At 62.3% G+C, this 12,444-nt stretch carries 11 protein-coding genes; 8 read left to right on the top strand and 3 right to left on the bottom strand.

What is annotated here, in order from left to right:
• The first annotated feature begins 30 nt into the window (after positions 1-30).
• From AC5RVD_RS03160 to AC5RVD_RS03130, 7 genes are all read left to right on the top strand, one after another.
• Entirely contained in the window at positions 31-942 is a 912-nt protein-coding gene (locus AC5RVD_RS03160; protein ID WP_494125936.1) for a cyclase family protein, read from the top strand.
• A gap of 83 nt (positions 943-1,025) precedes the next feature.
• Entirely contained in the window at positions 1,026-1,805 is a 780-nt protein-coding gene (locus AC5RVD_RS03155) for an SDR family NAD(P)-dependent oxidoreductase (RefSeq protein WP_494125935.1), read from the top strand.
• 119 nt (positions 1,806-1,924) lie between these two features.
• Positions 1,925-3,100 (top strand): ABC transporter substrate-binding protein, encoded by a 1,176-nt coding sequence (locus AC5RVD_RS03150; RefSeq protein WP_494125934.1) that lies wholly within the window; start codon positions 1,925-1,927, stop codon positions 3,098-3,100.
• Between the two features lie 45 nt (positions 3,101-3,145).
• A complete protein-coding gene (locus AC5RVD_RS03145; RefSeq protein WP_494125933.1) occupies positions 3,146-3,910 on the top strand; it encodes an ABC transporter ATP-binding protein in 765 nt (254 codons plus the stop codon).
• Position 3,911: 1 nt separating this feature from the next.
• The gene (locus AC5RVD_RS03140; protein WP_494125932.1) at positions 3,912-4,688 is read left to right on the top strand and encodes an ABC transporter ATP-binding protein; all 777 of its coding nucleotides are present in this window, start codon (positions 3,912-3,914) and stop codon (positions 4,686-4,688) included.
• Positions 4,681-5,565, top strand: coding sequence for a branched-chain amino acid ABC transporter permease (locus AC5RVD_RS03135; protein ID WP_494125931.1), 885 nt, complete (start codon positions 4,681-4,683; stop codon positions 5,563-5,565). Before AC5RVD_RS03140 ends, AC5RVD_RS03135 begins: the two co-directional genes overlap by 8 nt.
• 38 nt (positions 5,566-5,603) lie before the next feature.
• Complete coding sequence (locus tag AC5RVD_RS03130; RefSeq protein WP_494125930.1) at positions 5,604-6,722, top strand: branched-chain amino acid ABC transporter permease; 1,119 nt, start codon at positions 5,604-5,606, stop codon at positions 6,720-6,722.
• A 549-nt stretch (positions 6,723-7,271) separates the two neighbouring features.
• On the opposite strand, the gene AC5RVD_RS03125 is transcribed toward AC5RVD_RS03130, so the two are convergent.
• The gene (locus AC5RVD_RS03125; protein WP_494125929.1) at positions 7,272-8,081 is read right to left on the bottom strand and encodes a FadR/GntR family transcriptional regulator; all 810 of its coding nucleotides are present in this window, start codon (positions 8,079-8,081) and stop codon (positions 7,272-7,274) included.
• 151 nt (positions 8,082-8,232) lie between these two features.
• Positions 8,233-9,417 (bottom strand): thiolase family protein, encoded by a 1,185-nt coding sequence (locus AC5RVD_RS03120; RefSeq protein WP_494125928.1) that lies wholly within the window; start codon positions 9,415-9,417, stop codon positions 8,233-8,235.
• A gap of 182 nt (positions 9,418-9,599) precedes the next feature.
• Here AC5RVD_RS03120 and AC5RVD_RS03115 point away from each other — a divergent pair, with 182 nt between their 5' ends.
• Positions 9,600-10,748: an NADH:flavin oxidoreductase gene (locus tag AC5RVD_RS03115; RefSeq protein WP_494125927.1), complete on the top strand. Its 1,149-nt coding sequence runs from the start codon at positions 9,600-9,602 to the stop codon at positions 10,746-10,748.
• Positions 10,749-11,136: 388 nt separating this feature from the next.
• Here the strand turns inward: AC5RVD_RS03115 and AC5RVD_RS03110 are convergent, their stop codons facing one another.
• Positions 11,137-12,219 carry a zinc-binding dehydrogenase gene (locus AC5RVD_RS03110; protein ID WP_494125926.1) on the bottom strand — a complete coding sequence of 361 codons (1,083 nt, stop codon included), beginning with the start codon at positions 12,217-12,219 and terminating at the stop codon, positions 11,137-11,139.
• Between the last annotated feature and the right edge of the window lie 225 nt (positions 12,220-12,444).

Genomic DNA, 12,444 nt, shown 5'->3' with positions numbered 1-12,444 from the left:
GACGAACCAACGAAAAAAGAGGGAGCCATCATGACCGACACACAGACCCACCCGATGATTCGTGAAGGTAACTGGGGCCGTTGGGGGAAGCAGGATGAGCGTGGCGCGCTCAACCTTCTGACGCCTGAACTTGTCCTTTCTGCCCTGCAGACTCCGCGGACGGGAAAGTTGTATTCGCTTTCAATGCCGATCGAGCGTACTGGGCCCCATTTAAATTACCGCGGCGCACCGCAGCGCCTGACGTTGACGAACCACACTGACGAAGCCATGTTCGTGAACGGGTTCGGCGGACGGGTCGGAGTAGGTGCCAATGAGGACATAGTCGTCATGGGCACGCACACGGCGACCCACATGGATGCCCTCTGCCATGTCTACGCTGACGGTGCCACCTATAACGGACATCCACACGACGGCATGGCTTCCTATGCGGGAGCGGCATACAGCGGAATCGAAAAGGCGGGACCTATCGTTACCAGGGGCGTGTTGATCGATGTCGCAGCCGCCAAGGGTGTTCCGCATCTGGACTTTGGCTACGCGGTCTCGTCCGACGACCTTAAGCTGGCCCTTCGGCAGCAAAGCGTCGAGCTCCGGCCTGGCGACGCGGTACTGATCCGCACCGGATGGCTTGAGCTGTTCATGGAGACGGGCGAGATGCGGCTGGACCAGCCAGGGCTTTCCCTGGAGGCCGCAAAATTCCTTGGAGAGCAGGACGTTGCCATAGTCGGCGCCGACAACACATCGGTGGAGGTCCAGCCATGGAGCGAGGGGGAATTCCTTGGAGGACACATTGAGTTGCTGGTCAAGCGCGGCATCCACTTGATCGAACACGTGAGGCTCGCCGAACTCTCAGCGGACAACTGCTACAAGTTCCTCTTTGCGGCGGCCCCGCTACAGATTGTTGGGGCGACAGGTAGTCCCGTAAATCCCATCGCTGTCGGGTAGCGGATGATCGCAGTCTAAACAGGGGACTCCTCGGCCCGTCGCCTGTCCAGGCACGGGCCGGGCCTCAATCCGTGAGGAGCGGCATGAGAGTCAACGGAATAAGGTATCCGGAGCTGGTGGGTGGTACCGCCGTCGTCACCGGAGCTGGCAGGGGACTAGGCGAGGCACACACGAGGGCACTGCTGCGCAACGGCGTCAATGTAGTCGCCGGCGATATCGATCTGAGGCTGGTGACCGAGACTGCGCGCCGGATCAACGTCGAAGAGGGCTCAACGGCGAGTGTCGTGCCCGCACGCATCGACGTCGCGTTACGGGACGACCACGATGCCCTGGCGGACTTGGCCTGCAGTCGGTTCGGTCGCCTGGACCACTGGATCAACAACGCCGGCATCTTCCCGGAGGCCGGCGTTCGCAGTATCACCCCGGAGCAGTTCAATACAACTTTCGAGATCAACGTCAACGGCGTCCTCTTCGGGGCCCAGGCCGCTGCGGCCGCCATGAACGGCCGCGGCGGTTCGCTGGTCAATATGGCTTCGATCGCCGCTTTTACGGTGCGCCCGGAACGGGCGTCCTACGGCGTATCCAAAGCGGCCGTCGAGCATCTGACGCGTTTTCTGGCCGTCGAGCTGGGACCCGCAGGTATCAGGGTCAATGCCGTCGCCCCCGGAATCATAGAGACCCAGATGACGGCCTGGATCCATGAGAGCCCGTCAACCTTCGAGGCCACCATGCAAACTATTCCGCTCCGACGGCCGGGCACCCCTGCCGACGTCGCGGACGCGATGCTGTTCCTCATTTCCGATGCCGCCTCATTTATCACCGGGCACACCTTGGTGGTCGATGGCGGGGGCCGGCACCGCTGACCGGAGGCTCGGCAAAGGCAGTTCGTACACAGGTTTCTTGGAGCTTCCAGTTTCCGTTTAACCTTATAATCTTTTATGTAATTTACAACTACTCACCAGAATCGTTGGGGCGGCAGAAAATGAAAACAGGATCGAAAATCCGGATTGCAATGGTGGCGGCTACGGCGTTGGCCGTGGCAGGCTGCGGCGCTTCCGGCGGGGCCACGGCAGGCGGAGCGGACGGCGAGATTGTTGTCGGGGCGCTGACATCGCTTTCCGGCGCGAACTCTCCATCCGGTAAGAACTGGCTTGAGGGCTTCAAGATCGGACTCGACTACGCGACCGGGGGCACCGGAGAGGTCAACGGCACCGAAATCACCGTCCAGGAAGTCGACGACGGTACCGATCCCAACACGGCTATGACCGAGGCCACCAACCTCGTTGGCCGGGGAGTGAACATCATCGCCGGCACGCAGAGTTCGGGTATTGCGCTGAACCTGGCAGGTTTTGCCGAGGAGAACGACATCCTCTACATCACCGGCAGCGCGAACTCGAATCAAATCACCGGGGCGAACAAAAACACTTTCCGCGGTTCCCGCCAGGCGTATCAGGACGTAGCCACCCTCGTCGAGGGCCTGGGCGATAAGGTGGATGGCGCCAAGATCGGCATCCTCGCCCACGACATCGAATACGGCAAGAGCCTGATCGAAACCACCAAGGAAATCATCGGGGACCGGGCTGCGTCCGTCACGGAGGTACTGGCACCTTTCCCCACAGATGATGTCGCCCCCTACGTTCAGCGCATTAAATCCGGCAACTTCGACATCGTTATCCCGTTCTGGTCCGGCGATGTAACGGCCATGTGGCGGGCGCTCGAGCAGCAGGATATCTTCTCCAGTGCACAGGTGATGTCCAACATCGGCATGCGTCCGACCTGGCCCACCTATGCCGAGATCGAGTCCCCCAACCTGTCCCTGTTCACCTCCTACGTGGAAAACGAAGTGGACAACGACGCCGCGCGGTTCCTGGACAAGGAAGTCGCCGCCCTGGGGCACGAGGTGGACTACATCCACGCCGACGGATTCCTGGCCGCGCAGATGATCGCCCACGCCGTCACCGAAACCGGCGGCGGCAGCACCGCGGATATGATCGCGGCGCTGGAAGGCTACTCCTTTGACAGTCCCCGCGGGCCAACGAGCATCCGGGCCGAGGACCACGCGCTCATCGCCCCAATGGTGTTCCTCCATTTCGCGGACGGCAAGGCCGTGGTCGACCGCCTGATCGACGGCGAGGCCATCGCCCCTCCGCTGCCGTAGCAGCAGACGGGCCCCACTGAGGACACAACCAGCGAAGGACAGGCAATGGGCGTCTCAATGACCGAGGGGATCCTGGAAACCGAGGACCTCTCGTGGAGTGTCGGCGGGATCGACATCATCCGCAATGTCTCCCTCCGGGTTAAGGAGGGGGAGTTCCTCTCCGTCATCGGGCCGAACGGCGCCGGGAAGACCAGCATGATCAACCTGGTATCCGGCGTCGCCCGCCCGACGGCAGGGGCCATCCGGTTTGATCGGACCGACATCACCCCCCGCGGACCCGCCGACCGTGCCAAGGCTGGAATAGCCAGGACCTTCCAGACGTCCAGCGTGTTCCTGGAACGGACGGTCCTGGAGAACGTACGGCTAGCCGCGCAGGCACGCTTGGGCGGCAGCGGGTCCCTGTTCAGGCGTCCGCGCCGGAACGACCAGGCCACGGAACTGGCGCGGGACAGCCTTGAGCGCTCCGCGCTGCAGGGCGTCGCCCACAAACAGGCAGGCGAGCTCACCCACGCCGACAAGCGCAAGCTGGAAATGGCCATCCTGGCCGTTCAGCGGCCGAAGCTGCTGCTGCTGGACGAACCGACGTCGGGTGCCGCAGCCGAGGAAGTGGACGTGCTCATCGACATCGCACGGGGCATCCACCAGGAAGGCAACACGGTAGTGATGGTTGAACACCACATCGAGCTGGTGGCCAGCATCTCGGACCGCATAGCCGTGATGCACAACGGCGGTCTCCTGATGGTCGATACACCGGACGTGGTTTTGTCCGATCCAACGGTGCAAAAGGCCTACCTGGGAGAAGGATTGTGAAATGACAAGGACGCAGGCGCCACCAGTACGGTCCTGGACCGCCTCCAACAGCGCGCTCTCGCTGCAATACGTCGATGTCTACAGAGGCGAAGCCCACGTCCTGCGGGACGTCTCCTTCGAAGTGCCGCCGAACGCAGTCACCGCGCTGCTGGGTCGCAACGGCGCAGGCAAGACGACAACCTTGCTTGCCGTCGTCGGGCTGCTGGCAGCCACGGGCAGAATGTCGATGGCAGGCACCGACCTCCAGCCGCTCAAAGTTGATGAACGGGTGCGGCAAGGCATCGGCTACGTTCCGGAGGACAGGGAGGTTTTCGCCGATTTAACGGTTGCCGAGAACCTGCGGCTGGCGATGCGCGGACCCGAATCCCCGGCGCGGCTGCAGCAGGTGCACAAGCTCTTCCCCATCCTGCAAGACCGTGCCCAGCAACGCGCCGGCACACTGTCGGGCGGCCAGCAGCAGATGATCGCCATCGGACGGGCGCTGCTCAACGACAATAAGATCCTGCTGATCGACGAGCCCAGCAAGGGCCTTGCCCCCGCCGTCGTGACGGAGGTAGTACAGGCCATCGAGCAGGTCAAGGCCACCACCACCATCCTGTTGGTCGAACAGAACCTCGCTGTGGCCGCACGCCTTGCGGACCACGCCCTCGTCCTAGACCAGGGGCGCCTTGTCTATTCCGGCACCATGGAGGATTTCGCCCGGGATACGGAAGCGACCACGCGCTGGCTCGGCGTCGATATCAGGCCCAAGGCGGTTGGAGGCCGCGGCAATGAATGACATCATTTCGCTGCTCATTTCCGGCTTGGGCCTGGCCGGCATCTATTTCCTGCTGGCGTCCGGGCTCTCGCTAATCTACGGACTGATGCGGGTGCTCAACCTGGCTCACGGCGCCATCTTCGCGGCCGGGGGATTCGTGGGATGGGCAGCCCTGGCCTACCTTCCCATCGAGCCTGACTGGCTCCGTTTTACAGTCGCCTTGGTGCTGGCCACCCTGGCCGGCGCAGCACTGGGCATCCTGATCGAAAAGGGATTGCTGGCCCGACTTTACGGCCGCCCCTATGCCCAAATGCTGCTGACCCTAGGCCTGGCGTTCGCGATGACCGCATTCCTGGGCGGGTGGCTCGGGCATGATCCGCTCACCTTGAAGCAGCCGGCCTGGTTCGACGAGGTCACCGTCATCGCGGGAAGCCGCGTGGTCAACAGCAGGCTGGTGATCGTCGGGATTGCCCTGATCCTGTTCCTCGCCACGCTCATCTTCCTACGGCGTTCCAAGCATGGCCTGATCATCCGCGCCGGAGTGAACAACCGGTCCATGGTGATGGCCCTCGGCATTAATGTGTCCAAGTCCTTCACCCTGCTATTCGCCATCGGATCGGGCCTGGCCGGTCTCGGCGGGGTACTGGCCGGAGTGTTTTTCGGAAGCGTCACGCCGGAACTAGGAACGCAGCAGCTAATTTTCGCGTTCATCGTGATCATCGTCGGCGGACTGGGATCCCTCGAAGGCACGGCGCTGGCGGCGCTCGTCGTCGCCGTCCTTCAGCAGTTCGTCAACTACTACGGGCCACCCGGCGCCGGCGATCTCGTCACTGTACTCCTGCTCGCGGTGATGCTTCTGGTGAGGCCGCGGGGCCTACTCGGAAAGGTTGCAGCATGAAGCGCACAGCAGCAAGGACAGTTCCCCTGGCCATCGTCGTGGCCCTCTTCGCCGCCGTGCCGTTCCTGTCCAACGTCTCGGTCCCTCTGGTCTTCGACGGACCGCTGGGTTCCCTGGGGACCATGCAGATCATCGCCGTGGGTTTGATCTTCGCGGCCCTCGCCATGACATTTGACCTGCTTTTCGGCTACACGGGGCTATTGTCGTTCGGCCACACCTTGTGGTTCGCCCTGGGGCTTTACCTGCCTGCGGTGCTGATGGTTGGGGCAAACATTCCCTTCGGGACCGCCCTGCTCCTGGCCCTGGCCGTTTGCCTCCTGCTTTCGCTCATCATCGGGTCGGTGGCGCTGCGGACCTCGGGAATCGCCTTCGCGATGGTCACCATGGCGTTCGCCGAGGCCTTCCTGATTTTCGTCGAGCGAAACCCGACCAAGATGTTCGGCGGCGACGAAGGCATTACGGTGGCTGGCTCCCTCCTCCCCCAGGCAGTACGGGGTGTGGCCGGCATTGGTGCGGTGTACTGGATCGCTCTGATACTGGCGGTGGCCATTTACCTGCTCCTGCGCCAGAGCGTCGGTTCGCGTGCCGGGCACGTCCTACAGGGGCTGAAGGAGAATCCCCTGCGGGTCGAACTCCTAGGCCTGCACACCTACCGTTTCAGGCTGATGTCCTTCGTGCTCTCGTCGACGCTGGCCGTGTTGTGCGGCTTTGCCTATCTGCTGGTTTCGAAGATAGCCTATCCGGGCATTGCCGGGACTGACTTTGCGCTGCTCATCATGGTCATGGTGGTGTTCGGAGGCACCGGACGCTTATGGGGAGCAGCTCTCGGCGGGTTCCTTTACGGCGTTGCCAACATCCGTCTCGGCAACATGAGCACCGCCGCCCTTGACGAAGGCCTGCCACAGTGGATTTCCGGGCCGCTTCAGGAACCGCCGCTCTATATCGGGTTAGCCGTGGTGCTCATGATGCTACTCGCACCGGAAGGCCTAGCGGGTCTCATTGAAAAAGCAGGCACCCGTCTACGGGTGAAACTGGCAGGCTTTGGCCGCGGAGGGGACTCAGGGTCCCGCCGCTCAGGTTCGGGTAGCTCACCCGGACACGATGACGAGACGGGAACAGCGCTTGCCGCCTCCGGATCGCGCCAAGGATTGCTCTGAGTTTTTTTGTCCTTCAAGAACCAGTAAAGGGTGTCTGGAATCCGAACCACGGGAATCCGGATGCCGAAGCAGCAACGGAAGTCGCGCGCCAGGTTTGTCGACGGCAAGAAGAACAGGGTTTGTTGTCTGTCCGGCCCTTCGCCGAACTCGACTCGGCAACATGAACATCGTCAACGCTGTCGCGGACATCTTTCGGGCCAGCGGTTGACAGTGGCAGACCATCATGCCATTCCCTTGGCATTGAGTTGGCCTGGGGGGGGGGTACAGCTCTTAGACCGTCTATGTAACATGTTCGCTGTCGCATTCTAGGTCGGCATGCCGACCCGCCGAAACGCGACCCCGTACTTACCGAACAAAACGCGCATCTGCACCAAACAATTACCTTGAACCACATCGTCCAATGATGTGATCAGGCGCTGCCGTATTGGGCCCCACTCGCTGCCGAGACCGAGCGCCCGAGCACACTGCACGCGCCACCGCGTTTAGCCTCGGATCCACGTCCTGCTGGAACGACCGGCCACCAAGGTGGTCGCCGCCGTGGATGCTGAACTACGTGCGGAGCAGGTGCCGCCGTGCCCGGGTGGAGGACGCATCCACGATGCGGCCATCGACCTTGGCAAGCACCAACTGCTGCGTCGCGACGATGTGCTTGCGCGAGTAAGCCTCGGCCTCATCCGCTTTGCCGCCGTCAATCAGTTCGACCAGCCGCACATGGGCCTTGGTGGCATGGGCGCGAGCCTTGTGGTCGGGATATTCACCCTCCGAACTTAAGGTCTCTGCCCAAGCTTCTTCCTGCGCCGTCCACAGGCGCACCAGGCCGCCGACGATGAGCTGGATAGGGGAGTCTCCGCAGAGATCCACGACTGCGGCGTGGAAGTCGCGGGAGGACCGGGTGAAGGAGACGCCCTCGTCGTTGTGGGGTGCCTGCTCCAGGATCTCGCGCAGGTTCGGGACAACCTCGGTGCTGCGGTTGGGGTTCTCGGCGCACAGCCGCGCGCACAACGGTTCCAGCCGGGCAAGCGAGGCTGCCAACTCGTCGATCCGGGTGCCGGCTGACTGCAGGGCAATCCCCAGCGAGTAGCCGAATCTGCCCTCGCCCGGTCGATGGACTGACGCTCCGCCGACATTGCCACGGCGTACCGTAACCAGCCCCTCGGTTTCAAGGATGCGCAGCGCCTCCCGCAGGGAGGGGTGGCTAATGCCGTACTCGTCGCGGAGATCCTCCTGCTTGGGCAGCATTCCGCTGGAGAACTCGCCCCGGAGGATGCGTGCACGCAGTTCGCTGGCCACCGATTCGGCGACGCGGACCTGATGAATTTGTGACGCCGCGGGTCGCTGCGCATCCAAGAGTTCACTCACGGGGGGCCTCCAGGGAGATCAAATTGGTAAGACTGAGGCTGTCGATATTCGGCTTCCTTGATGCGGGCGTCGCAGGAGACCGTAATGATTGCCTTTATATAAAGGATACGGTATCGGCGGTTAGACGCCGCCCGAATCCGCCGTCGGCTTCTCATCCATGGCGGCGAAAGAGTGCCGCAAGCGCCTGGCCGCCGCCGATGCACATGGTGACGATGCCCAGTTCACCGTCGCGGCGGACTAGGTCTTTCGCCACCCGGAGCGACAATATGGCACCGGTGGCGCCGACCGGATGGCCCAGCGCAATGGCCCCGCCGTAAGGGTTGGTTTTCTCGGGGTCCAGCTTGGCATCGCGGATTACGGCGACCGCCTGTGAAGCGAATGCCTCGTTCAGTTCGATCACGTCGATGTCGGCCGGGGTCGTGCCGGTCTGCTCGAAGAGCTTCTTCAGTGCTAGGACCGGGGCGTAGCCCATCAGTTCCGGCTCCATGGCTGAGGTAGCAACGGCCTCCAGGGTCGCCAGGCCAGAGAGTCCGCGTTCGGCTGCAACTGATTGGCGCGCAAGCACGACCGCGGCGCCGCCGTCGTTGATGCCTGAGGCATTGCCGGCGGTGACGGTACCGCCCTCCTCAAATACCGGCCTCAGCTTCGCTAACCCTTCGAGGGAGGTCCCGGGCTTGGGATGCTCGTCCACTTCGACTGTCACCGACGTGCGACCGTCTACCTGGACGGGAGTTATTTCCTCGGCGAAGGCAGTTCGGGCGGTCTCGGCGGCGGCCCTGCGCTGGGACTCGAGGGCGAACTCGTCCTGCTCGGTACGTGAGATGTCGTACCTGCGGGCAACATTTTCGGCCGTAACTCCCATGTGGATGCCGTGGAAGGGGTCGGTAAGGATCGCGACCGTGCCGTCCACCAGGGCGCGGTCCCCGAGCCGGTAGCCGTTGCGGGCACCAAAGTCGTAGAACGGCATCCTCGTCATGGATTCATCCCCGCCGGCCAGCACAAAATCCGCCCCGCCCCAGCGCATCTGCATCGCCGCGGACCAGATGGCCTGCAGCCCGGACCCGCACAGCCGGTTCACGGTGTAGGCGGGGATGCTCGCGGGCAGTCCCGCGGCCAGGGCCACCCGACGGGCATTGTAGGCATCTGGACCGACCTGTCCGATGCAGCCCATGACGACCTCGCCGATCTCCGCGGCCTCCACCTTCGAGCGTTTCAGCGCCGCTTTGGCGGCCGAGGCCCCGAGCTGGTACCCAGGAACGTCCTTGAAAACCCCGCCGAAACTGCCGATAGGGGTTCGTGCCCCGTCGAGAAGGACGATCTTCTCCTGGTTGCCCACAATTTCCCCGATCTGCTTGAAGGTGCTTGGTGGCGCCTCACCACTTTGCTAAGATTAACAATAAACATTGTAATCATAAGGCGTTTGCCGGGCAAGGTTCGGGGACGACTTGGCGGCCCGCGCTGCCTCCAGCTGCGAGCCCTCTACGGCGTCACCCGCCGTAAACACCCACAAGGAGCTGTATGGATCCGCTATTCACGCCGCTAAGCTTTTCCCGCGGCCCAGCAATGAAGAACCGATTCATGCTGGCCCCCATGACCAATAAACAGAGCAACTTCGACGGCACGGTCTCGGATCAGGAAATAAACTGGCTCCTCCGCAGGGCCCATGGCGGATTCGCACAGATCGTGACCTGCGCCAGTACGGTCCAGCCCTGCGGGCGAGGCTTCCAAGGCGAGATCGGCGTGTACGATGACAAGCACCTGCCCGGGCTGCGGAACCTGGCCTCTGCCCTTACCGACGCCGGCAGCGTAGCCTGCGTCCAGCTCAACCACGCGGGCATCCGGGCCGACAGCACGGACCGCGTCGGCCCTTCCGAAGATGCCGAAACCGGCGCGCGCGCCCTCACCGTGGACGAAATTGAAGCCATCGTGGACAGCTTTGCCGAAGCGGCGGGGCGGGCGGAGGAAGCGGGCTTCCACGGAGTTCAGATTCATGCCGCGCATGGCTACCTGATCGCCCAGTTCCTTAGCCGGACAGCCAACCGCCGAACGGACCATTACGGCGGCAGCCTCGACAACCGCAGCAGGCTGCTGTTCCAGGTCGTAGATGCCGTCCGCCGGCGTTGTGGCGAGGACTTCCAACTCGGCGTCCGGATCTCTCCAGAACGATATGGCCAGGACTTTTTCGACATCCGCGCCACCGTTCAACGCCTCCTGAACGAGGCCCGGATCGACTATCTCGACATGTCCCTATGGAACATCTTTAAGGATCCCGACGACGAACGGGCCCGCGGCAAGAACATCATGGCCCACTTTCTGGAACTCGACCGTGGTCCCGTCCGTGTCGGCGTCGCCGGAAGAATCGTCGATCCGCAAACCGCCAGAGCCTGCCTAGATGCCGGCGCGGACTACGTGGCACTGGGCAAGGTGGCAATCCTGCATGGCGACTATCCGAATCAAGTATTCGCAGACCCGGCGTTCAGGCCCCGCTGGCTACCGGCCTCACCGGAATATCTTCGCAGCCAGGCAGTCGGGGAATCCTTCATCGAATACTTGGCTTCCTATATGCGCAACTTTGTGGAAGGTGCGCGCCCGACGGCGGGCACTTCGGGCGTGAAGTCGGCGTGGACGGACGAACAACTAGGTCTTGTTCCTGTGACCAGCAAGTAGCCGGTCCGGCAGCGAAGGGAACTGTCCCAACGGGAGCTGAGCTATTTCGGCGTCACCAGCACCAGGTTGTCTGGGCGCGCGCACCGGAATCACGCCGGCCGAGCTCAGGCTCTGCAGCAGCCGTTACCCTCGGGCGGGCACTTCGGGGTTTGACGCTGCTGGGTTTTCCTGAGGAACACAGCACTATACATGTCATTAGCGGACATGGGCCGATACGCGTTACACAGGAAAGGACCATCCCTATCCGTAGCCTCAACCCCTTGGAAGCGAGGCGGCCACCGTGCCCGCTTTGACTAGCCGCATCCATCCAGCCTGCCGGGTAGCGGTGCGAACCCGCTGCTGGTTCCGGCTCCGCCTATCCACCCCTACTCCCAGTACTTCCAGGAATTTAGGGCACTACAACGGTTTTCGTACTCGATCCCACCCCGAAATTTCGAATCGCAGTTGCAATTTCTGCAAGGTCGAACCGGTCGGTAACTAGGTCTGCGATCCCGAAGCGTCGCTGAAGCAAGGGGGTCAGATCCACCGCATTTCCCAGGTTCTCAAGCTTGCCGCCCAAGTTGCCCAAGATGGTCAGGCTGCGGTTATTGATGAGCACAGGATTAAGCTCCACGGTGCCTGAGCCTGAGAACAAGCCGGAGATAAGGTAGCGCCCGCGCCTGGCCAGGAGTTCGATGCCCTCGGTGAAGGCTGCGGGTTGTCCAGCAGCTTCGATCACCACGTCCACACCTCGGCCATCAGTCAACTCATGCACTCGCTGGGCACGCTCCGCTTGAGTCGTTGTCGTTATATCAAGCGTTGTAGTGGCGCCAAGCTGCGTGGCCCACTCGAGCCTCTTTGCCGGAGCGCCGGCGACAATGAGTTGTGCAGGACTTGCTAGGGTCGCCAAGGCAATGGACGCGAGGCCGACAGGTCCGCTACCTTGCACCAGCACAGTTTGGGTGGGGCGAATTTGGCCGAGCACGTCCATTCCGTTGATAGCGGTGGGCAGTGCGCAGCCGAGTGCAATGTAGGCCTCGTCCGGAATGTCGTCGGGGATCTTGTACACCGGCACACGTGGTGAAAGGGTGGCATACTGCTGAAAACCGGCTGGGTTCGGCCTCGATGAAGGGTAAGGCCAGGTCTCGTCTTCGCAGAGCAGAGTGAAGTCATTGAGGCAATTTTGGCAGTGACCACAGCCTGCGGCGGGCGGGAACCAGGTTATGCGATCACCGACAGCAAGATTGTGGCCGTGCCAATCGGTCACACGTCCAACACCCAATTCGGCCACGACCCCAACAGCCTCGTGGCCAAAAGAAATCGGTTCGTCCTCCTTAGGTACGTCGCCAACAATGCGATGAGCATCAGTACCGCATATCCCAGCCATCGAAACCCGAGCAATGAGCCCTCCAACTGGTGGGATCTCGACCTTCTCGGTAGTGATTGAAAGAGATAATGAAGACCCGTCAAAAGAGACTGCGGTGGATTGCATAGCCACTCCTAGCTATCCGGGTCCCTCCGTTTCAGGAGAGGACGGCTTCCTTTCTGCTGGCGCAGCGGATTCCAAAATGGAGAATCGCATCCGACGCCGCTCTTCATAGGAGACAGTCTCAATCAGAACTGACTATGTCAAGATATAAATGATTGAAGTCATGCCCCAGTATTTGTACCGTCGCCCGACCTTCAGCACCGACCAGGGCCGCTCGAGCCCGGCCTG

Source organism: Arthrobacter sp. THG-b23 (genome assembly GCF_059091265.1).
The sequence above is the reverse complement of the archived record's forward strand: the minus strand, read 5'-3'. Positions and strand labels throughout refer to the sequence as shown.